This is a genomic window from Brenneria sp. hezel4-2-4 (assembly GCF_013155275.1).
Taxonomy (GTDB): Bacteria; Pseudomonadota; Gammaproteobacteria; order Enterobacterales; family Enterobacteriaceae; genus Brenneria.
On the sequence record NZ_JABJXS010000001.1, the window covers coordinates 217,729 to 239,801 of the forward strand.

At 50.9% G+C, this 22,073-nt stretch carries 22 protein-coding genes, 1 pseudogene and 1 riboswitch; of the genes and pseudogenes, 17 read left to right on the forward strand and 6 right to left on the reverse strand.

What is annotated here, in order from left to right; genetic code table 11:
• Positions 1-16: 16 nt before the first annotated feature.
• Positions 17-1,567 carry a TerC family protein gene (locus HOY33_RS00970; RefSeq protein ID WP_172287784.1) on the reverse strand — a complete coding sequence of 517 codons (1,551 nt, stop codon included), beginning with the start codon at positions 1,565-1,567 and terminating at the stop codon, positions 17-19.
• Between the two features lie 603 nt (positions 1,568-2,170).
• Between HOY33_RS00970 and manX the strand changes: the two genes are divergently transcribed.
• The 5 genes from manX to mntP all read left to right on the forward strand — a co-directional run bounded on the left by manX (position 2,171) and on the right by mntP (position 6,572).
• The gene (manX, locus tag HOY33_RS00975; RefSeq protein WP_172287785.1) at positions 2,171-3,139 is read left to right on the forward strand and encodes a PTS mannose transporter subunit IIAB; all 969 of its coding nucleotides are present in this window, start codon (positions 2,171-2,173) and stop codon (positions 3,137-3,139) included.
• A 187-nt stretch (positions 3,140-3,326) separates the two neighbouring features.
• Entirely contained in the window at positions 3,327-4,124 is a 798-nt protein-coding gene (locus tag HOY33_RS00980; RefSeq protein ID WP_172287787.1) for a PTS mannose/fructose/sorbose transporter subunit IIC, read from the forward strand.
• Positions 4,125-4,138: 14 nt separating this feature from the next.
• The gene (locus tag HOY33_RS00985; protein ID WP_172287788.1) at positions 4,139-4,987 is read left to right on the forward strand and encodes a PTS mannose transporter subunit IID; all 849 of its coding nucleotides are present in this window, start codon (positions 4,139-4,141) and stop codon (positions 4,985-4,987) included.
• 152 nt (positions 4,988-5,139) lie between these two features.
• The gene (locus HOY33_RS00990) at positions 5,140-5,598 is read left to right on the forward strand and encodes a DUF986 family protein (RefSeq protein ID WP_172287790.1); all 459 of its coding nucleotides are present in this window, start codon (positions 5,140-5,142) and stop codon (positions 5,596-5,598) included.
• 196 nt (positions 5,599-5,794) lie between these two features.
• Positions 5,795-5,993, forward strand: a riboswitch (yybP-ykoY riboswitch).
• 6 nt (positions 5,994-5,999) lie between these two features.
• Entirely contained in the window at positions 6,000-6,572 is a 573-nt protein-coding gene (gene mntP / locus HOY33_RS00995; protein ID WP_172288766.1) for a manganese efflux pump MntP, read from the forward strand.
• Positions 6,573-6,641: 69 nt separating this feature from the next.
• Here the strand turns inward: mntP and rlmA are convergent, their stop codons facing one another.
• The 3 genes from rlmA to HOY33_RS01010 form a co-directional block, all read right to left on the reverse strand.
• Positions 6,642-7,484: a 23S rRNA (guanine(745)-N(1))-methyltransferase gene (gene rlmA / locus HOY33_RS01000; RefSeq protein ID WP_172287792.1), complete on the reverse strand. Its 843-nt coding sequence runs from the start codon at positions 7,482-7,484 to the stop codon at positions 6,642-6,644.
• A 538-nt stretch (positions 7,485-8,022) separates the two neighbouring features.
• On the reverse strand, positions 8,023-8,232 hold the full coding sequence (gene cspE, locus HOY33_RS01005; RefSeq protein WP_005968829.1) for a transcription antiterminator/RNA stability regulator CspE: 210 nt from the start codon (positions 8,230-8,232) through the stop codon (positions 8,023-8,025).
• A 39-nt stretch (positions 8,233-8,271) separates the two neighbouring features.
• Complete coding sequence (locus tag HOY33_RS01010; RefSeq protein ID WP_172287793.1) at positions 8,272-8,388, reverse strand: DUF2627 domain-containing protein; 117 nt, start codon at positions 8,386-8,388, stop codon at positions 8,272-8,274.
• An 808-nt stretch (positions 8,389-9,196) separates the two neighbouring features.
• On the opposite strand from HOY33_RS01010, the gene HOY33_RS01015 reads away from it, so the two are divergent.
• From HOY33_RS01015 to HOY33_RS01035, 5 genes are all read left to right on the forward strand, one after another.
• The gene (locus HOY33_RS01015; protein WP_304502320.1) at positions 9,197-10,108 is read left to right on the forward strand and encodes a metal ABC transporter substrate-binding protein; all 912 of its coding nucleotides are present in this window, start codon (positions 9,197-9,199) and stop codon (positions 10,106-10,108) included.
• Entirely contained in the window at positions 10,105-11,007 is a 903-nt protein-coding gene (locus tag HOY33_RS01020) for a manganese/iron ABC transporter ATP-binding protein (RefSeq protein ID WP_172287795.1), read from the forward strand. The genes HOY33_RS01015 and HOY33_RS01020 overlap by 4 nt, the downstream gene beginning before the upstream one ends.
• Entirely contained in the window at positions 11,004-11,867 is an 864-nt protein-coding gene (locus HOY33_RS01025; RefSeq protein WP_172287796.1) for a metal ABC transporter permease, read from the forward strand. The genes HOY33_RS01020 and HOY33_RS01025 overlap by 4 nt, the downstream gene beginning before the upstream one ends.
• Entirely contained in the window at positions 11,864-12,730 is an 867-nt protein-coding gene (locus tag HOY33_RS01030) for a metal ABC transporter permease (protein ID WP_172287798.1), read from the forward strand. Before HOY33_RS01025 ends, HOY33_RS01030 begins: the two co-directional genes overlap by 4 nt.
• Before the next feature lie 402 nt (positions 12,731-13,132).
• Positions 13,133-13,993 carry a fructosamine kinase family protein gene (locus HOY33_RS01035; RefSeq protein WP_172287799.1) on the forward strand — a complete coding sequence of 287 codons (861 nt, stop codon included), beginning with the start codon at positions 13,133-13,135 and terminating at the stop codon, positions 13,991-13,993.
• Positions 13,994-14,056: 63 nt separating this feature from the next.
• Here HOY33_RS01035 and HOY33_RS01040 read toward each other — a convergent pair whose 3' ends face one another.
• Positions 14,057-14,605 (reverse strand): YniB family protein, encoded by a 549-nt coding sequence (locus HOY33_RS01040; protein WP_172287801.1) that lies wholly within the window; start codon positions 14,603-14,605, stop codon positions 14,057-14,059.
• A 180-nt stretch (positions 14,606-14,785) separates the two neighbouring features.
• On the opposite strand from HOY33_RS01040, the gene hxpB reads away from it, so the two are divergent.
• On the forward strand, positions 14,786-15,451 hold the full coding sequence (hxpB, locus tag HOY33_RS01045; protein WP_172287802.1) for a hexitol phosphatase HxpB: 666 nt from the start codon (positions 14,786-14,788) through the stop codon (positions 15,449-15,451).
• An 82-nt stretch (positions 15,452-15,533) separates the two neighbouring features.
• Here the strand turns inward: hxpB and HOY33_RS01050 are convergent, their stop codons facing one another.
• Complete coding sequence (locus HOY33_RS01050; RefSeq protein WP_172287804.1) at positions 15,534-15,866, reverse strand: cupin domain-containing protein; 333 nt, start codon at positions 15,864-15,866, stop codon at positions 15,534-15,536.
• A 319-nt stretch (positions 15,867-16,185) separates the two neighbouring features.
• Here HOY33_RS01050 and HOY33_RS01055 point away from each other — a divergent pair.
• The 6 genes and pseudogenes from HOY33_RS01055 to HOY33_RS01080 all read left to right on the forward strand — a co-directional run.
• Positions 16,186-16,332, forward strand: a pseudogene (locus tag HOY33_RS01055) (5-keto-4-deoxyuronate isomerase); the annotation flags it as partial.
• Between the two features lie 81 nt (positions 16,333-16,413).
• Positions 16,414-17,175: a 2-dehydro-3-deoxy-D-gluconate 5-dehydrogenase KduD gene (kduD, locus tag HOY33_RS01060; RefSeq protein ID WP_172287805.1), complete on the forward strand. Its 762-nt coding sequence runs from the start codon at positions 16,414-16,416 to the stop codon at positions 17,173-17,175.
• A gap of 276 nt (positions 17,176-17,451) precedes the next feature.
• Positions 17,452-19,083, forward strand: coding sequence for a pectate disaccharide-lyase PelW (gene pelW / locus HOY33_RS01065; RefSeq protein ID WP_172287807.1), 1,632 nt, complete (start codon positions 17,452-17,454; stop codon positions 19,081-19,083).
• Between the two features lie 45 nt (positions 19,084-19,128).
• Positions 19,129-20,019 carry a carbohydrate ABC transporter permease gene (locus tag HOY33_RS01070; RefSeq protein WP_172287808.1) on the forward strand — a complete coding sequence of 297 codons (891 nt, stop codon included), beginning with the start codon at positions 19,129-19,131 and terminating at the stop codon, positions 20,017-20,019.
• Entirely contained in the window at positions 20,012-20,917 is a 906-nt protein-coding gene (locus HOY33_RS01075; RefSeq protein WP_172287810.1) for a carbohydrate ABC transporter permease, read from the forward strand. The genes HOY33_RS01070 and HOY33_RS01075 overlap by 8 nt, the downstream gene beginning before the upstream one ends.
• A 13-nt stretch (positions 20,918-20,930) precedes the next feature.
• Positions 20,931-22,058 carry an ABC transporter ATP-binding protein gene (locus tag HOY33_RS01080; RefSeq protein WP_172287812.1) on the forward strand — a complete coding sequence of 376 codons (1,128 nt, stop codon included), beginning with the start codon at positions 20,931-20,933 and terminating at the stop codon, positions 22,056-22,058.
• Positions 22,059-22,073: the final 15 nt, after the last annotated feature.

Below are 22,073 nucleotides of genomic sequence, written 5' to 3' on the forward strand. Positions count from 1 at the left end.
GGCTGTTTTATGACGCTTACTCTTCTTCCTCATCAACCGGCTCGGTGATTTTTTCCACCCTGACCAGCTCAATGCGGTACTCCGACACCTCCATGATTTGGAAGCGCAACCGGTGGATTTCAATCACATCGCCCACCTGCGGAAACTCATCGCTGTGTGCCAGCAGCATTCCCGCCAGAGAGGCATAATCCTCTTTCGGGCTGACCAGATCGCTGCTGTCGACGACCTGCTGCAATGAGTGCAAATCCGTGCCGCCTTTAACCAGCCAACCGTCGCCGTCCGCCACAATCTCCAGCGTTTCATCCTCATCCGGGAATTCACCGGCAATGGCTTCCAGTACGTCAAGCGGCGTCACCAGCCCCTGCACGACACCGAACTCGTTGCTTACCATAACCAGGCTCCCTTTGGCCCGACGCAGCACCGGCAGTAAATTGATCACATCCAGCGTTTCCGGCACCACGATGGGCGGGTTCGCGGCGGCAAAGCTCTCTACATCGGTGTGATCTTCCAGCGCGACCAGCAAATCCTTGGCGCGGACGACGCCAATGAGTTCATCCAGCGAACCCCGGCAGACAGGAAATAGACTGTGGGGGGTATCCAGCAGTTGCAAGCGAATTTCGTCAATGGAACGCTCACTGTCCACCCAGGAAATTTCCGTTCTCGGCGTCATGACACTGCGTAAAGAACGCGACGCCAATGTCAGAACCCCGCTGATCATATAGCGTTCCTCTTCAGCAAAGGTTTCGGTCATGACTTTCTTCGGTTCATCGTCCACATCGTCGGTGGTTTTTCTGGTGCCCATCAAACGCAAAATCGCCTCCGCGGTTCGCTCGCGCAGAGGGCGTCGCGACTGATGTTTCATAAAGTTATGCCGGGCAATCTGGTTAAACATTTCGATCAGGATCGAGAAACCAATCGCCGCATACAGATAACCTTTGGGAATATGGAAGCCGAAACCTTCCGCCACCAGACTTAAACCAATCATCAGCAGGAAGCTGAGGCACAGCACCACCACCGTCGGATGAGCGTTGACGAAATTGGTCAGCGGTTTAGACGCCAACAGCATTACACCCATGGCGATAATGACCGCGGTCATCATCACGCCAAGATGGTTAACCATTCCCACCGCCGTAATAACGGCATCCAGCGAGAAGACCGCATCCAGCACCACAATCTGCGCCACTACCGCCCAAAAGCTGGCATGCGCGCGATTGCCATGCTCATCATGCGATTTATTCTCCAGCCGTTCGTGGAGTTCCATCGTGGCTTTGAACAGCAAAAACAGCCCCCCGAACAGCAGAATAAGATCGCGTCCTGAGAAGCTAAAATCAGCAATGTGAAACAGCGGACGGGTCAGCGTGACCATCCAGGAAATCAGAGACAACAGCCCCAAACGCATTAACAGAGCCAGCGATAAACCGATAATACGGGCTTTATCGCGCTGTTTGGGCGGCAGCTTATCCGCCAAAATGGCAATAAAGACCAAATTGTCGATGCCCAGAACAATTTCAAGTACCACCAGCGTCAATAGGCCTGCCCAGATTGAAGGATCCAGCAAAAATTCCATGTCAGACTCCGAAAAATGAACGAGCAAATGACATCAATGCGTTAATTGCATTGAAGGGTAATAAAAAGAGTGGGTTTGAATCAGGGTGCCTCAGATGAAGATGGGAACGACCAACTGAGTACAGAAAACCACCAGCGTTAGCGGGTAAACAGAGAACGTTTTGTCGGTGACAGTCCATGGGAAGGGCGGATGCCCGGTGCTCCTAAGCAATTTAAGGGAAGATTACTCTAACAGGTTGCCCCCATTTTTCACAAAGATTTTCTTACGCTCAGCATCAACTAACCGTATGCAACATTTCTATTGTTTACTCCACATTTGAGTAACAGATCAAACTTTTTACCGATCAAAGGTGGAGCCGCATCACACTATTTATTTTTTCGATGAGTAAAATAAATCCGTCAAATCGTCGTTTCACGTTTGATTGCCTGACCCGATTCATTGAATGTCGAATGAATTTTAACGTTTTTTACCTATTGGATAACCAAGTTAGATTCTTACGACCATACTGATAACACTGCGGTTAACTTTCAGTATCTGAACGTTAATCCTGTTTCCTGACGTATTACACATGCAATTTGATGGTGAATAATGAGGAGGTAGCAAGTGAGTATTGCGATAATGTTATGCACTCACGGAGCCACTGCGGGGCCGCTGCTAAAAACGGCTGAAATGATCCTTGGCGAACAAAGCAACGTCGCCTGGGTTGATTTTGTCCCCGGTGAGAACGCTGAAACATTAATGGAAAAATATCAGGAGAAGCTGTCCCGGTTAGATACGTCGCTTGGCGTATTGTTTTTAGTCGATACCTGGGGAGGAAGCCCGTTTAACGCGGCCAGCCGCATGGTAACGGATAAAGAAAACCATGAAGTTATCGCCGGGGTAAATATCCCCATGCTGGCGGAAACGTTTATGGCGCGAGACGACAATCCGGCATTCGCCGATTTGGTGGCGATCGCCCTTGAAGCCGGCCGGGACGGCGTAAAGGCGCTGAAAACGCAGGAGAAACCGAAAGCGGCCGTCTCCCCTGCTCCGGCATCCCCCAAGGCGCCCGCCGCCGCTCCGGCTTCCGGAACCGGCGAACATATGAAAATAGGTCTGGCGCGTATCGATGATCGCTTAATTCACGGTCAGGTCGCCACCCGTTGGACAAAGGAAACCAATGTCACGCGCATTATCGTCATCAGCGATGACGTCGCGGCCGATCATGTCCGCAAAACCCTTCTGACCCAGGTCGCCCCTCCCGGGGTTACGGCGCATGTAGTCGATGTCGAGAAAGCCATTCGGGTTTATAACAACCCGAAATATGCATCCGATCGCGTTATGTTGTTATTTACCAACCCGACCGATGTATTACATCTGGTTGAAAATGGCGTAAAAATAACCTCCGTTAATATTGGGGGCATGGCATTCCGTCAAGGAAAGACGCAGGTCAATAATGCGGTCTCTATTGATGAAAAAGATATTGCCGCGTTCAAAGAGTTGGATAAACGCGGAATTGAATTGGAGGTCAGAAAAGTTTCCAGCGATACCAAACTCAAAATGATGGACTTAATTAATAAGATGGCTCGTTAACACCCAATAAATAACGCGGCGTAACGATTTATTTTATACCCTTAAAATTTCAAATTGCCGCCTGGCGGTAATCGGGCGAATCCCTGAAGCTTGCGCAAAATAAGCGAACGGGACGAACGAAAGCAGCCGACGCCGCAACGTGAAAAATGACGGGGATACTCAGAAACGCTTTCATAGGAGAAGTACAATGGAAATCACCACACTTCAAATTGTGCTGATATTTCTTGTCGCTTGTGTCTCGGGGATGGGATCGATTCTTGATGAATTTCAATTCCACCGCCCACTCGTCGCCTGTACGCTCATCGGGGCGGTATTAGGCGATTTGCAAACCGGGATCATTATCGGCGGTACGCTGGAGATGATCGCACTCGGCTGGATGAACATTGGTGCGGCGGTCGCCCCCGATGCGGCGCTGGCTTCCATTATCTCAACCATCCTGGTTATTGCCGGCGGACAAAGCGTCGGCGCCGGGATTGCCCTGGCGATCCCGCTGGCCGCCGCCGGGCAGGTACTGACGATTATTGTCCGAACCATTACCGTTGCCTTCCAGCATGCCGCCGACAGCGCGGCGGAACGCGGTAATTTAAGCGCCATCAGTTGGCTGCATGTCTCAGCCCTGCTGCTTCAGGCGATGCGTATTGCCATTCCTGCCGTTATCGTTGCGATTTCCGTCGGTACTGATGCCGTTCATGCCATGCTGAATTCAATCCCGGACGTCGTCACCAACGGCCTGAATATCGCCGGGGGCATGATTGTGGTGGTCGGTTATGCGATGGTCATCAACATGATGCGCGCGGGCTACCTGATGCCTTTCTTCTATCTCGGTTTCGTTACTGCCGCATTCACCGATTTCAACCTGGTGGCGCTGGGTGTGATTGGCGTTGTCATGGCCGTGCTGTATATCCAGCTCAGCCCGAAATACAACAAGACGCAGGGTCAGCCTGTAGCGGCGGGTAGCAACGATCTTGATAATGAACTGGACTAATAGGGGTGAGAGAAATGGTTGACACAACTACAACTGATGTAAAGAAACTCACGGCCGGTGATATTCGCGGGGTGTTTATTCGCTCCAACCTGTTCCAGGGGTCATGGAACTTCGAACGTATGCAGGCGCTCGGTTTCTGTTTTTCCATGGTGCCGGTGATCCGCCGTCTTTACCCCGAAAATTCGGAAGAACGCAAACAGGCGATTAAGCGCCATCTGGAGTTTTTCAACACCCAACCGTTTGTCGCGGCCCCGATTCTGGGCGTGACGATGGCCATGGAGGAGCAACGCGCCAATGGCGCGCCGATTGACGACGGTGCGATCAACGGCCTGAAAGTGGGCCTGATGGGGCCGCTGGCCGGCGTAGGCGACCCGATATTCTGGGGCACCGCGCGCCCGGTTTTTGCCGCGCTCGGCGCGGGGATTGCGATGAGCGGCAGCCTGCTGGGGCCGATACTCTTTTTCGTGCTGTTCAACCTGGTGCGTCTGTTGGTTCGCTACTATGGCGTGGCTTACGGCTACCGTAAAGGGGTTGATATTGTTAATGATATGGGTGGCGGCTTCCTGCAAAAGATGACCGAGGGGGCATCGATTCTCGGCCTATTTGTCATGGGGGCGCTGGTCAATAAGTGGACGCACGTTAATGTGCCTTTGGTGGTATCGAGGATCACCAATCAAAACGGTGAAACCACGGTGACTACCGTCCAGTCGATTCTCGACCAGTTGATGCCGGGGTTGATCCCGCTGTTGCTGACTTTCGGCTGCATGTGGCTGCTGAGGCGTAAAGTCAACGCCTTGTGGCTCATCATGGGATTCTTTGCCATCGGGATCTTCGGTTATTGGATCGGCCTGCTTGGTTTATAATGCGTACCTTGCCGGAGGTTTTCACCTCCGGCCTTACGCGGCCGAAACACGACTCAAGTCTGGAATACCCTCTTACCCGGCGCGATATTCCGGCTTAAAACGCCATTCAGGTTATCACTCGCTGTTCCTCATACTTACAAATGGAGTTACCCATGACGGTTACGGATATCGCCCTGGCTGTGTCGATTGCACTGGCGCTGATTTATGCCATCTATGACGAATTCATCATGGATAGGCTGAAGGGAAAGACGCGGCTCCGCGTCTTGTTAAGGCGTGCAAACCGACTGGACGCGCTCATTTTTATTGGTTTAGTCGCCATTCTTATTTATCAAAATATCATGAATAATGGCGCGATAATGACGACCTGGCTTTTGCTTTCCCTGGCATTAATGGCGATCTATCTTGCCTATATTCGCCGCCCCAAGTTGCTGTTTAAATCAGCAGGGTTCTTTTATGCCAATATATTTATTCCTTATAACTGTATTAAAAATATGAATTTATCTGAGGATGGGGTTTTGGTCATCGATCTGGAGCGGCGGCGATTATTAATTCATGTCGCGCAACTTGATGATTTGGAAAGAATATATAATTTTATGATTGAAAATCAATAGGATATAGTAAAATTATCGTAAATTTTTAATATTATTAAACATACCATTAACTTATTTGTGGTATTTAATCCTTATTCTATCTGACGTTATTTTATGCATTTATCCCTATCTTTATTTAAATGAAAATAATTATCAATTGCATTATTAACACTTAGATTTTTTATTGTTGTTTCACCCCTAAATAATATGCTAAGGTTGCGCCGTCATTGGGGAGTAGCCGGTTTCTGATATTTAATATTAGAAATGCTCGTATCAACATACTCGTTTTATATCCGTATTAAGGATATTTAAAACGTGGTGCGGGCGGCCGATTGGCAGGCGAGACCATAGACACGGCGATCATCATCTGGTTGGGGATGATCTACGTGGATATGGAGAACCACCCAGCCGAGGCTATTACAATGAACCTATCAGCAACACTTATCCTGGCTTTTGGCATGTCGATGGATGCATTCGCCGCATCAATTGGTAAAGGCGCCGTACTGCACAAACCCCGATTCCGGGATGCCATTCGTACCGGTCTGATTTTTGGTATCGTTGAAGCCATCACACCGTTAATTGGCTGGTCGCTCGGTTTTTTTGCCAGTCAGTTCATTATTGAATGGGATCACTGGGTTGCCTTCATGCTGTTGGTGATTCTCGGCGGGCGCATGATCATCGGAGGCTGTAAAACGGCCAAGACCTGTCACTGCGAAAAAATCAAGAAACACAGTCTGGCTCTGTTGGTCTGCACCGCAGTGGCAACCAGCCTTGATGCCATGACCCTTGGCGTGGGACTGGCATTTTTACAAGTTAATATTTTCCACACGGCGATGGTTATTGGCTGCGCCACCATGATTATGGTGACGTTAGGCATGATGATTGGCCGCTATATTGGCCCGATCCTCGGCAAAAAAGCGGAGATAGCGGGTGGCATCGTGCTGATTGCCATCGGCTGCAATATTCTTTACGAACATCTTGGCTATTTAGCCTGACGCCCGCGCCTGCACTGAGGTCTCATCAGTGCAGGGCTTCCCGCCCCGCACGTTTTACGCTATCGCAGTTTATGCCGGCTCCCCGGCGGGGCCGGCATCGTCAATACGCTGATGCAGTCGGATAATAAAATCCGTCTCGCAGCTAAATTGCCTCATTGCCAACAGCTTTTGGCTGACCTCCGGCGTGGCGCGCCAGGCGAACGGCGTCATCTGCAACAAGGCGGCGCTCTCCTGCCCCGATAATTGCATCGGATAGGCCAGGGGTTGCTGTTCGATCAACTGAAACCCCGCAAGCGTTTCGTCTCTGGTGGGATGCAACCGTACCTGGTCATAGACTTCGGCTTTTAGCTGGTAAAGATGCCGCGGCCCCGGCGATACGGTAATAACCCAGCCGCCGCCTTTGACCGTGCGCTGTAGTTCAGCCTCATTGCAGGGCGCATAAATCTTCAATATGGCATCCAGCGAGCCGTCGTTGAACGGCAGTCGTTGGCTTGATGCGACACAGTAGTCGACCTGCGGATAACGTTTTGCCGCACGTTGGATAGCGGCTTTTGACACATCCAGTCCATAGACGGTTATTGCCCGGCTTGATTTAAGCGCGTCAGCCAGCGCCGCCGTGTAATACCCTTCCCCGCAGCCGATATCCAGCAGCGCGGCCGCATCATGCGGCAATGCCTCATTAATGCGCTGCGTAACATATTCACGCAATGGCTGATAATGTCCCGCCTCCAGAAAACGTCGGCGCGCCTGCATCATCTCGGCGCTGTCGCCCGGCTGTTTTGAACGTTTAAATTGCACCGGCAACAAGTTCACATAACCTTCTTTCGCACAATCGAAACTGTGACGACCGCACGACCACTGCTGCGCTATCCGGCGTAAGGGTTGCCGGCATAGCGGGCATTGATAAAACATCAGCACGTATTCCCTGCTAAAAAATATTCTTTAATACCCGTCATACTTCAAGTTGCAGGCGCGTTGGCTTTATCACTCGGCCCCTCTATGGGCCTCGCCCCGTTGGGGCCGCTGCAAGCAGCGTTCAAATCTACCTCAGGCAGATTTGAGATTGCTAACAAAATCGTCTGTAAGCCCGAGATACCCGGGCCTACCGTACCGAGGGGCGCTCCGGCGGCTTACGCCGCTACGGCCCCTCGCCACACTCTCCCTAATAACGGGCTTTGTCAATGGACTGAAATCAGCCCCAGGCAGATTTGTCGCTCACCCCGATCGCTCACGGGCGTAAGCTCCCGGGGATGAATGAGAGACATCCGGTCTCTCACCGCAGGCCAGCCGTTGGCTGGTCAAATTCGTTCCCGACGAATTTGTCGCGGTGTCGCCGCCTTGCTGCAACTCGAATTATTTAGTGTATATATTTGCGTCATAAGTGTTGCGTCGATAAAAATCAGGCAACAAAAAACCCGCACCATGGCGGGTTTTGCAACGTGTGCGGTAATTACAGCGCAGTAACGTTGACGGCAGACGGACCTTTCTGACCGTCTTGAATTTCGAACTCTACGTTCTGGCCTTCAGCCAGAGTTTTAAAGCCGTTGCCTTGAATTGCAGAGAAATGTACGAATACATCTTTGCTTCCGTCAGCCGGAGTGATGAAACCAAAGCCTTTAGACTCATTGAACCACTTAACCTGACCTTTAATCTTTGCCATTTCAGATATTTCCTTTAATTGTTTAAACCGCCAGAGGCGTTATACAGACAAACCAAAGTCGTTACTGCTTGAGGCACTAAGATAAGGATCGGCAGAGAAGCGGTATTCAACGCTAACGTTTGTACTCATATCTTCTTTACTGAAAATGCCATTCATATACAGAACTGTACCTCGTTTTACCCAAGTGCGTTATTACACACTCTTTAATCAATGGCAAGCCATTTTTTTTCAGTCGTGGACGAGCTGCACAGATTAGGCGTATTGATGACTTATAAATACGCAATGACGCGCTAAATCACTGTCCCGGATAAGGAACATGTCGCCCTGAAATGAGGACAATGTGGAAATGAAAAAGGCAAAAGTGGTAAATCGCCGAGGCTTAGATAAAAAATAACTATCAAATACCATTTTTGCCTTTTATAGACGGCGCTTTAAATCAACAAGTAAGAAATGTCACTTTTTCTATAACTTTTCTTACTTTTTTTGATTAGTCCAGCGATAACATAACAATAAACAATGGAACTAATAAAATAAGTAAAATACAACTTATCCGCTTCCAACGTCTTTCTGATTTCCAACGTCTCTCTGATTTTGAACTCATATTCCCGTACGTCCTCCCGACACAAAATTTAGGCATAAAACCCTACTTTTTGTGTTTATCGGCAGACTCTGTGATTTTATTAGCTCAATTGTTCAGCGTATCGGGTAATCTGGGCTTATTGCGCATAAACAGTGCGGATATGCGCGTTAGGGTTAGACTTACGTTGCAACGTTACGTACGATTTATTAAATTATATCAATATTTTTGTTATCGAAGGAGCATTATGAGTTTCATGCTCATGTGCACACAGTTCATCACCCGCAGAGTCGTTCAACGCGCCATCAATATCCATCGCTCTCTTGACTTAAATGATATTGATAATTATTCTCAAAAACTATTTCCCGACTTGTTAAGGATGTTCGTATGAATGTTGTTCTGGCCCAGTTACCTCCTCTTTTGCGACGTATTGCGCTGTCGAGCGTCCTGATTATGTCTGTTTGCAGCGTCCAGGCGGCGGAAAAGCTTAAAGTCGTCACGACGTTCACCATCATTCAAGACATGGCGCAAAACATTGCGGGAGACGCCGCCATTGTCGAATCCATTACCAAGCCGGGGGCCGAAATTCATGACTACCAACCGACGCCGCGCGACATTGTTAAAGCGCAATCGGCCCAGTTGATATTATGGAACGGCATGAATCTGGAACGCTGGTTTGAGCGTTTTTTTGAGAATGTCAAAGATGTTCCCGCCGTGGTGGTGACCGAAGGCATTACGCCGCTTCCCATCCGTGAAGGCGCCTATAACGGCAACCCGAATCCGCACGCCTGGATGTCGCCTTCCAATGCGCTGGTCTATATTGAAAATATCCGGGCCGGACTGGTGAAGTATGACCCGGCGAACGCGGAAACCTATAACCGCAACGCCAAAGCCTATGCGGAAAAAATCCAATCCATTGACTCGCCGTTGCGTGAGCGGTTGTCCCGTATTCCTGAACAGCAGCGCTGGCTGGTTACCAGCGAAGGCGCATTCAGCTATCTGGCAAAGGACTACCAGTTCAAGGAAGTCTATTTGTGGCCGATCAACGCCGATGAACAGGGATCGCCTCAGCAGGTGCGTCGCGTGATTGATGTCGTCCGGCAGCAAAAAATCCCGGTGGTGTTCAGTGAAAGCACCATTTCAGACAAGCCGGCAAAGCAGGTCAGTAAAGAGACTGGCGCCAACTATGGCGGCGTACTCTATGTCGATTCTCTGTCAAACGAAAAAGGCCCGGTTCCGACCTACATTGACCTTTTACAAGTCACCGTAGAAACCATCGCCAAAGGATTTGATCAATGAGCAGTGAGAGTGCTACAGCTACGCAATCATTAGAAGTCAACGATGTCTCCGTAACCTACGGCAACGGACATCAGGCGATTCGTCATGCCTCTTTCGCATTGAACGGCGGCACGATTTGCGCGCTGGTCGGAGTCAACGGCAGCGGGAAATCCACCCTATTCAAAAGCATTATGGGTCTGGTGAAACCCACCGCCGGGCAAGTTCTGTTGAACAAAAAACCCATTGTTCAGGCTTTGAAACAGAATCTGGTCGCTTATGTTCCACAAACCGAGGATGTGGACTGGAACTTTCCGGTGCTGGTCTCCGATGTGGTGATGATGGGACGATACGGGAAAATGAATTTTCTGCGTATTCCCAGTCAGCAGGATCGCGCCATCGTTGCCGAATCACTGGAACGCGTCGGTCTTTCGGCGCTACATCAACGGCAGATAGGCGAATTATCCGGCGGCCAGAAAAAACGGGTTTTTCTGGCGCGCGCGCTGGCGCAACAGGGCAGCGTGCTGCTACTGGACGAACCCTTTACCGGCGTGGATGTAAAAACAGAAAACGCGATTATCGACCTGCTGCGCACATTACGTAACGAGGGACATCTGATTCTGGTTGCGACGCATAATCTCGGCAGCGTCCCCGAGTTCTGCGATAACGTTATTTTGGTGAATCGTACCGTGTTGGCCTCAGGGCCGACGCACAGTACGTTTACCCAGAGCAATCTGGAAAAGACCTTTGGCGGCGTTCTGCGTCACATTAACCTTGGCGGCCCGCACCTTCACGATGATGATGATGCCCGAACGGTAACGGTGCTGACCGATGATGAGCGCCCCGCCGTTTTTTACGGCTCAACCAAAAGCGATCCTCCCGCTTCACGCGCCATCGCTCCGGAGGAGAAAGAACACCAATGATCGAACTGTTGCTACAGCCCTTTAGCTATAACTATATGGTGAAAGCTATCTGGGTCAGCGCCATAGTAGGCGGCGTTTGCGCCTTTCTCTCCGCCTATCTGATGCTTAAAGGCTGGTCATTGATGGGCGATGCGTTATCGCATTCCGTCGTTCCCGGTGTCGCCGGCGCCTATGCATTAGGTCTGCCGTATGCCGCCGGCGCTTTTTTTACCGGGATGCTGGCCGCGCTGGCCATGACCCTGATCCGGCACATCACCCGATTGCGCGAAGATGCGATTATCGGGTTTATTTTTTCAACCTTTTTCGCCGTCGGGCTGCTGATTATTTCACTTAATCCCACGTCGGTTAACGTTCAGTCCATTATCTTCGGCAATATCCTGGGTATCGCCGATGAAGACGTGCTTCAGGTTGAGATCATTATCGGTATTACCTTTATTATTCTGTGCCTGATATGGAAAGACCTGCTTGCGGTGTTCTTTGATGAAAACCATGCCCGGTCTATCGGCCTGTCGCCGCTGAAGCTGAAAATTCTGTTTTTTACCCTGCTTAGCGCCTGTACCGTCGCGGCGTTGCAAACCGTCGGGGCGATCCTGGTCATTGCGATGGTGATTACTCCCGGCGCGACGGCCTATCTGCTCACCGATCGATTCGGCCGTTTGGTGCTGATCGCTATCGCGCTTGGCGCAATCACCAGCGCGGTCGGCGCCTACCTGAGCTTTTTCCTGGATGGCGCCACCGGAGGCGTCATCGTCACGTTGCAGACGGTGGTGTTCCTGCTGGCGTTTCTGTTTGCGCCCAAACACGGATTGCTCGCCTCGCGTCGCTTAAGCCGGCGCGAGCAAACGGGAGATGCGCTATGAGCCTGATACTGAGTTGGATAGCAGAGCCGTTATCCTACCCGTTTATGCAGCGGGCGCTTATCGCCGCGGTGGTGACCGGGACGGTGTGCGCGGTATTGTCGTGCTATCTGGTGCTGAAAGGCTGGTCATTGATGGGAGACGCGATTTCACACGCCGTTTTACCCGGTATCGTGGTTGCCTTTCTGCTGGGGATCCCGCTAGTGATTGGTGCGTTTATTTCCGGCGTTTTCTGTGCGGTCGCCACCGGTTATGTCAAAGAGCATAGTCGGGTTAAAGAAGACACCGTGATGGGGATCATCTTTTCAGGCATGTTCGCGCTGGGGCTGGTGCTGTTTGCCCGTATCGATACCGACCAACACCTTAATCATATTCTGTTCGGTAATGTACTGGGGATCACCTCGCAGGAACTGACGCAGATACTGATTATCGCGGGAATTACGCTGGCGGTGATCCTGCTCAAGCGCCGGGATTTCATGCTCTACTGCTTCGATCCCAATCACGCGCGCGTTATCGGGTTGCCCGTCAAGCTGCTGCATTACGGCTTGCTCTGCCTGCTGGCGTTAACCATCGTCGCGTCATTGCAGGCCGTCGGCGTCATTCTGGTCATCGCCATGCTTATCGCCCCGGGTATCATTGCGTTTATGCTCTGCAAGCGTTTCGACCTTATGCTGCTCGTGGCGACGCTGGTTTCCATCCTATCCTGTGTCGCCGGCACGATGATCAGTTTCTACATCGATGGCGCGACCGGCCCCTGTATCGTTATCGTCCAGGCGTTGTTCTTCGCCGTGGCGCTGAGTTATCACCAGTTGAAGCTTCATCGCCAGCCGGCCAATCAGGCCGCGGTAAACACCGTACCGCGCTGATCCTCTCTGAAACCGGCGGTTCTCTGCCGGTCAGACCGTTGACTAACCTATTACCCTTTATTGAACGGTAATAATGGAATGGAAGAGTAAAGCGTCCGCGCCAGGGATGGCGCGGTTCGAGCTTACAAGGATGTACTTGCAGCGTCTTTACGATCCATCCATCATTACCGCTCACCGGACTTTGTCAGCAAACTCACCGGCGGTTCTCCGCCGGTTTCGCTTTTCGTCCGCCGTGTTATTTTCAACAGCGTCTATACTTTTCTGCGGACATCCTTTCACCATTGCATCAATCGTCATCACTGTGCTGTAGATTCAGTTTTTATAAAGTTCAATAGATTACCGTAACGGCATGACCCAATCGCATAATCGGGTATCGGGCAACATCAACGGGAGAATGATCTTATGTGGCAAGCTATCAGCCGGCTTTTGGAAGAACATCTCGGTGCTGCTGAAATTCAGGAACGCCGGGAACTGTCAGGCGGAGAGATGCACCCAGCCTGGTATATTCGTTATGGCGAGCATGAGGTTTTCGTCAAATGCGACCTGCGCGAAATGCTGCCGAAGTTCACCGCGGAAGCCGATCAACTCGCCCTGCTGGCGCGTAGCGCTACCGTCAACGTGCCCGAGGTATACGGCGTCGGCAGCTCCCGTGATAACAGCTTTCTGCTGTTGCAGTTCCTGCCGGTAAAACCGCTGGATGCCCACAGCGCCTGGTGTCTTGGCGAGCAATTAGCGCGCTTGCATCAATGGAGCGATCAGCCGCAGTTCGGCCTGGATTTTGATAACGATCTGTCGACCACGGTTCAGCCCAACTGTTGGCAGCGGCGTTGGTCGTCTTTTTTTGCCGAACAGCGTATTGGCTGGCAATTACAACTGGCTGCGGAAAAAGGCATGCATTTCGGTGAGGTTGATAGCCTGATTGCGCGCGTGGAACAACGGTTAGCCGGCCATCAGCCGCAGCCGTCGTTACTGCATGGCGACCTGTGGCCGGATAATTGCGCCAACAGCGATAATGGCTGTTATCTGTTCGATCCGGCATGTTATTGGGGAGACAGAGAGTGCGATTTGGCGATGCTGCCCCTCTACCCGGCGTTGCCGCCGCAAATTTACGACGGCTACCAAAACATCTGGCCGCTGGATAAAAGCTTTATCGAACGGCAACCGGTCTATCAGATTTACTACCTGCTCAACCGCGCCAACCTGTTCGGCGGCAAGCACATTGTCGAAGCTCAGCAAGCGATAGAGCAACAGCTCTATTCCTGACCCCTCGCAGCGGTTGTACGGCAATCATGCGATTCCGGCGCCTACCGGCGCCGGAACGTCGAACTAGGCCAGCAAGCCTAATAACCGCAGCGCCATATACCCCACTCCGGCAATCATCACCGGCAAAATATAGAGCGGGAAGAATTGCAGAAAAATGGTGTGACGCGGCACCACGACGCGCCCTTCCAGCTTCTCGCGGGTGCTGCTTTCGTTGCCTTTCGCTTTTTCCAGGATCAGTTGATCCTCAATGCCTTCTCGAATCGCCTTTACCTGCCGGGACATGCGGGCGCCGGAAACCTGTAGCGCCAGGCCGACAAAAATCAGAATGTATATCAGCCAGAACATCAGGCTGGCGGCGATAAAAAAACGCGAGAAATCAGGAACCGGCGAGTTGTACCAGAAAATATTCAGGAACGGCGTATTAAACCGCACCATATCGATCATCAGATGCAGGAAATCCAGCAGCACCGCATCAATTCCCTGCTTTTTCTGCGTATAGGCATAAAGATAATTTGCCAGCGAAATAATCGTGGACAGCAAAGCCGGAATAAAAATGATCCATCCCGCGATACGTTTAACCACCGCTAAGCGACCGGCCTGTTGATACGTCATGAGTTCCCCTTTGAGTGACGCACTGTTGTTATACGCAACACGATGTTGCGTATAACAAGTGTATACCTAAAACTTTAAGTTTATCATCAGTCAACGCATCAGCGCTCGACGGGCTTTATAAGCAACCGTTTAGCTTATAATAAGCCGTTACAATAACCTATGTATTACGGAGCCACTCGCATGACCTCTGCCCCCTCAATTCGCGCGGTAATTTTTGATATGGACGGCCTGCTGATCGATTCTGAACCCTTATGGGATATGGCCGAACTTGAGGTCATCGCCTCACTGGGGATCGATACTTCGCTGCGGCAATCCATGCAGGATACGCTGGGATTACGCATTGATATGGTGGTTGATCTCTGGTATCAGCTTGCGCCCTGGAAGACCCCCAGCCGGGAAGTGGTTGTCGGCCGTATTATTGAACGGGCGATCGCCCTGGTCGCCGAGCGCCGCCCTTTACTGCCTGGTGTCGAACATGCTTTGCAACTCAGTCGCGAGCAAAATCGCAAAATCGGCCTGGCCTCGGCGTCGCCGCTGATGATGCAGCAACAGGTGTTGCGTATGTTCAATCTGGAACACTATTTTGACGCGCTGGCTTCGGCCGAAAATCTGCCCTATAGCAAGCCGCATCCGCAAGTCTATTTGAATGCGGCCGAACAGTTGGGCGTCTCGCCTTTACGGTGCGTCACGCTGGAAGATTCGGTGAACGGCATGATTGCGACCAAAGCGGCCCGAATGCGTTCCATTGTCGTACCCCAGGCGGAATTCAGCCAGGATCCGCGCTGGGCTTTGGCCGATCGCAAGCTTAGCTCGTTGCAACAGCTTGAGGCGGCGCATATTTCGTAAATAAAACCGAGGAAAGCCTGAAACGCTGCTGGAAAAACGCGGTAGCATTGGCCGGAAAAAAACCGGCCAACCGCCAGGCGATTTAAAGGAAATCGTCGCGTTTCGGTGAAAACGTGTCAATCAATATACTGCCGTCTTCCAGCGCAACCACGCCGTGCATTTCGTCCTTTACCGCCATATAGGCATCACCGGTTTTCAGGACGCGTTTTTCACCTTCAATCACCACTTCAAAACTGCCGGCGGCGACATAGGCAATCTGATCGTGAATATCATGCTTGTGAGGCGTCCCGATGGCGCCTTTGTCAAAATGCACGCAGACCATCATCAGCTCATCACTCCAGGTCATGATCTTACGCTTGATCCCGCCGCCGAGCGCTTCCCACGGCGTTTCGTCGTCAATAAAATACCTTCTCATCATTTCCCCTTATATTTCTATTACTCATCGGTATCGAACAAAGATGAGCGTGTCACGGTGACTACCGCCATCTTAGTGACATCAGCGCCAGATGAAACCTAAAATAAGCAAAATCATGACGCCCCTCAAGAAATAAATAAAACATAATTTCATTTTTATTGAATTCACATCCCAATCAAACTATTATCCTGCTTAACAAGAAAGAGCCGGGCAATTGACGTTGTCACTGCCACGCAGCCTCATTTGTTCCGCCCGGTACTTTCTCCAAAGCGCTAAAGCGTCATTGTTGTTTTGTTGATGTCTGAAAGAGAGGCGAAAAGTTAAAAACGAGCAGGCGGTGTTGTTACCGATCTGCTCGATCCATTCCGGTGTGGGCACCAGACGCTGCACCTTTATCTGGGGCATGGTTGGCGAGGGTCCGGTTTTCGGTGACAGGGATCACGTCAAGGTTAGCGAGTTACGTTAATCGCTTTCAGCCGGAATAACCGGTGTTCCCTACAGTAACAGCTAACGACGAATTATTGTCGCTTATAGAGAGATTAACGCTATGATTTTAAATTCTTTTGATTTACAGGGTAAAATTGCTCTTATCACAGGCTGTGATACAGGGTTAGGACAGGGTATGGCTATCGGCCTGGCGCAAGCCGGCTGTGATATTGTCGGCGTCAACATTGTCGAACCGAAAGACACTATCGAGAAAGTCACCGCGCTGGGCCGCCGTTTCCTAAGCCTGACCGCGGATATGAGCAACATCAACAGCCACGCGGAACTGGTGGAAAAAGCCGTTGCCGAATTCGGCAAAGTTGACATTCTGGTCAACAACGCCGGCATCATTCGCCGTGAAGACGCCATCGAGTTCAGTGAAAAGAACTGGGACGATGTGATGAACCTGAATATTAAGAGCGTGTTCTTTATGTCTCAGGCGGTCGCCCGTCAGTTCATCAAGCAAGGCGGTGGCGGTAAAATTATCAATATCGCATCGATGCTGTCTTTCCAGGGGGGGATCCGCGTTCCTTCTTACACCGCCTCAAAAAGCGCAGTGATGGGCGTTACCCGTTTGCTGGCGAACGAGTGGGCCAAGCACCGCATCAATGTCAATGCGCTGGCCCCGGGATATATGGCAACCAACAATACCCAGCAGCTACGCGCTGATGAAGAGCGCAGCAAAGAAATTCTGGATCGCATCCCGGCAGGCCGTTGGGGATTACCGCAGGATTTGATGGGCCCCGCCGTATTCCTGGCTTCCGGCGCGTCTGATTATATCAATGGCTATACTATCGCCGTTGACGGCGGGTGGCTGGCTCGCTAGTACAGGCTTTCGCAGTAACCATTACGCTATAACCCCCTGTTAAAAGGCACAATATTGATTGTGCTTTTTTATTTATTTTTCAAAAAGTTATTTTTACTTCTATTTTATCCCTCTTCTCTAAAATGCGTTTTTAAAAAATTTAAAAACAACGTTCCGACTTTGATCACACTTTCGCGATTGCGTGAATGACGGCAAGGCGACTCGCGCAATATAATCAATCAAAACAGTGTTTCTATTTATAAGGAACTGTTGCGCAGTTCCATAAGCAGGTACTCCATGAGTATTTTTGAAAATTTTTCCACCAGCAAAAAAGCCAGACTTGATGAATGGGTTGATGCCGTAAGCCGCCATATCGACACGGTTCAGAATGTGGCTCACAGCCGCACAAACCCTACGCCGTTGTTGGCTGATGGATTTGATGTACGCAGCATGGAACCGGTCGTGTGGCGGTTTCCTGATGGTCGCAACGCGCCAATTTCAAACTTTGCCAGTCAGCAAAACTGGCTGAGGACACTGTGCGCGATGAGCATCATTAGCGGGGAATCCCGTTATCAGCAGCAGGCCGAGGCGCTTAGCCGCTATTTCCTCAACCATTTTGTCGATGAGAACAGCGGATTATTTTATTGGGGCGGCCATCGTTTTATCAATCTGGATACCCTGCAAAGCGAAGGCCCGGAATCGAAAGCCCAGGTACATGAGCTCAAGCATCATCTGCCCTACTACGCGCTGCTGCATCGCGTCAACGCGGAAAAGACGCTGAACTTTTTTCAGGGTTTCTGGAACGCCCATGTCGAAGACTGGGATTCGCTGGATCTCGGCCGGCATGGCGATTACGCCAAACCCCGCGATGCAGACGTTTTTCTTCATCCCCGTCGTGATGTGGTCGACCCTGCGCAATGGCCGACGCTGCCGCTGACTAAAGGATTGACCTTTGTTAACGCCGGCACCGACCTTATTTACGCCGCCTTTCACTATGCGGAATATACCGGCGATCGGCAAGCGGCCGCATGGGGCAAACATCTATACCGGCAATACGTGCTGGCGCGCAATCCGGAAACCGGCATGCCGGTTTATCAGTTCAGCTCGCCGCTGCAACGTCAACCGGCGCCGCAAGATGACAACCAAACCCAATCGTGGTTCGGCGATCGCGCACAGCGGCAGTTCGGCCCGGAATTCGGCGACATTGCCCTAGAGGCCAACGTCCTGTTCCGTGACATGCGTCCGTTGCTGATCGACAACCCGTTAGCGATGCTGGACATTCTGCGTACCCGGCCAGACGACGAAATCCTTGGCTGGGTTATTTCCGGGCTAAAAAACTATTATCAATATGCCTATGATGTAACCAGTAACTCGCTGCGTCCGATGTGGAACAACGGTCAGGATATGACCGGTTATCAATTCAAACGTGACGGCTATTACGGAAAAGCGGGCACGGAATTGAAGCCCTTTGTTCTGGAAGGCGATTATTTATTGCCTCTGGTGCGGGCTTACCGCCTTAGCGGCGACGAGGATCTGTACGCATTGATTAATACCCTGCTGACTCGTCTGAAGCATGAAGATATTCATCACATCGCCAGTCCGGTTTTTTTATTCGCCATGATTGAACTGGCCGAGCACACACAGTCGGAACAATGGGCGCAATACGCCTGGCGGTTAGCTGACGTTTTATTTGAAAAACATTTCCATCGAGGTTTATTTATTCGTTCAGCGCGACATCGCTATGTTCGTCTGGATGATCCCTTTCCATTGGCTTTATTGACTTTCGTGGCCGCCTGTCGCAACCAATTAAGCGATATTCCGCCGTTTTTAACCCAGGGTGGGTATGTTCACGGTGATTTTCGCGTTAACGGGGAAAATAGAATTATCTATGACGTGGAGTTTATTTATCCAGCGTTATTAACGTCTTAATTTTTTGTTTTTTAATGATTCACAATTACTAAATAGGTAAGCATTATGAATGAAAACAGAATGCTGGGGTTAGCCTATATCTCTCCCTATATTATAGGATTGATAGTCTTTACCGCTTTCCCCTTTATTTCATCTTTTATACTCAGCTTTACCGAGTATGACTTGATGAGTCCTCCTGAATTCACTGGTATTGAAAATTACCATCGGATGCTGCTTGAGGATGATCTTTTCTGGAAATCAATGGGCGTAACCTTTGCCTATGTATTTCTGACCATTCCGCTGAAATTAATATTCGCTCTATTAATTGCGTTTGTGCTTAATTTCAAATTGCGCGGCATCGGCTTCTTCCGTACTGCTTATTACGTTCCGTCCATTTTGGGCAGCAGCGTGGCGATTGCCGTGTTATGGCGTGCGCTTTTCGCCATCGACGGCCTGTTAAACAGCTTTCTGGCCGTGTTCGGCTTTGATGCCGTCAACTGGCTCGGCGAACCGTCGCTGGCATTAATGTCCGTTACCCTGCTGCGCGTGTGGCAGTTCGGTTCGGCGATGGTTATCTTCCTGGCCGCGTTGCAGAACGTACCGCAGTCGCAATATGAAGCCGCCATGATCGACGGCGCCTCCAAATGGCAAATGTTCCTGAAAGTCACGGTGCCGTTAATTACGCCGGTTATTTTCTTCAACTTTATTATGCAGACCACCCAGGCATTCCAGGAATTCACCGCGCCTTACGTCATTACCGGCGGTGGTCCAACTCACTACACCTACCTGTTCTCGCTCTATATCTACGATACGGCATTTAAGTATTTCGATATGGGCTACGGCGCCGCGCTGGCATGGGTTCTGTTCCTGGTCGTTGCCGTCTTCGCTTCGATTGCCTTTAAGTCGTCCAAGTACTGGGTGTTCTACTCCGCGGATAAAGGAGGAAAAAATGGCTGACATGCATTCAAATATGAGCTCCGCGCAAGAGATTGCGGCGTTGGAAATTCGCCGTACGCTGCGTAAAGAAAAAATCAGCGCCGCCATTCGTTACGTGATTCTGTTGTTTGTCGGTCTGCTGATGCTCTACCCGCTGGCCTGGATGTTCTCGGCATCGTTCAAGCCGAATCATGAAATCTTTACCACGCTCGGTCTGTGGCCGGAACACGCCACCTGGGACGGCTTCCTTAACGGCTGGAAAACCGGTACGGAATATAATTTCGGTCATTACATGATCAACACCTTCAAGTATGTGATCCCGAAAGTGCTGCTGACCATTATCTCTTCCACCATCGTCGCTTACGGCTTCGCCCGTTTCGAGATCCCGTGGAAGAATTTCTGGTTCGCCACGCTTATCGCCACCATGCTGCTGCCTAGCACCGTGCTGTTGATCCCCCAGTACATCATGTTCCGTGAAATGGGCATGTTGAACAGCTACCTGCCGCTGTATCTGCCGCTGGCGTTCGCCACCCAGGGTTTCTTTGTGTTCATGCTGATCCAGTTCCTGCGCGGCGTGCCGCGTGATATGGAAGAAGCGGCCCAGATTGACGGCTGCAACTCCTTTCAGGTGCTGTGGTATGTGGTGGTGCCGATTCTGAAACCGGCCATTATCTCCGTCGCGCTGTTCCAGTTCATGTGGTCGATGAACGATTTTATCGGTCCGCTGATCTATGTCTACAGCGTGGATAAATATCCGATTGCGCTGGCGTTGAAAATGTCCATCGACGTAACAGAAGGCGCTCCGTGGAACGAAATCCTGGCGATGTCCAGCATTTCGATTCTGCCCTCCATCATTGTTTTCTTCCTGGCGCAGCGTTACTTCGTACAAGGCGTGACCAGCAGCGGCATTAAAGGTTAATAGAGGATCTATCATGGCTGAAGTCATTTTCAATAAGCTGGAAAAAGTTTACTCCAACGGTTTCAAAGCGGTACACGGCATCGATCTGACCATTAAAGACGGCGAATTCATGGTTATCGTCGGCCCTTCAGGCTGCGCGAAATCCACTACGCTGCGGATGCTGGCCGGTCTGGAAACCATCAGCGGCGGCGAAGTGCGTATCGGCGAACGCGTGGTAAACAACCTGGCCCCCAAAGAGCGCGGGATTGCGATGGTGTTCCAGAACTATGCGCTCTACCCGCATATGACGGTAAAAGAGAATCTGGCGTTCGGCCTGAAGCTTAGCAAAATGCCGAAAGCGCAGATTGAAGAGCAAGTTACCGAAGCGTCCAAAATTCTGGAATTGGAAGATCTGATGGATCGTCTGCCGCGCCAGCTTTCCGGCGGCCAGGCGCAGCGCGTCGCGGTGGGCCGCGCCATCGTGAAAAAACCGGATGTTTTCCTGTTTGACGAACCCTTGTCAAACCTGGATGCCAAACTGCGCGCGTCCATGCGTATCCGTATTTCCGACCTGCACAAGCAGTTGAAGAAAAGCGGTAAAGCGGCAACCACCGTGTATGTCACCCACGACCAGACCGAAGCCATGACCATGGGCGATCGTATTTGCGTGATGAAACTGGGTCATATCATGCAGGTGGATACCCCGGATAACCTGTATCACTTCCCGGTAAACATGTTTGTCGCCGGCTTCATCGGCTCTCCGGAAATGAACATCAAACCAAGCAAACTGGTGGAAAATGACGGTCAGATTGGCCTGACCGTCGGGCACTACACGCTGGTATTGAATCAGTCCCAGCAGGATAAGGTTCGCCCTCACGCCGGTCAGGATGTGTTCTTCGGTATCCGTCCGGAATACGTGACCGTTTCCGAAACACCGTTTGAGGCCAACCATTCTCAGGGTGAACTGGTTCGCGTAGAGAACATGGGCCATGAATTCTTTATGTACATAAAAGTTGATGGCTTTGAATTAACCACCCGCGTCCCGTCCGACGAAGCGCGGGTGATTATCAAGAATGGCCTGCACCGTCAGGTGTTCTTCCAATTTGATATGGATAAATGCCATATCTTTGATGCAAAAACAGAAAAAAACATCTCTCTCTAACAGGAGTAGTAACCG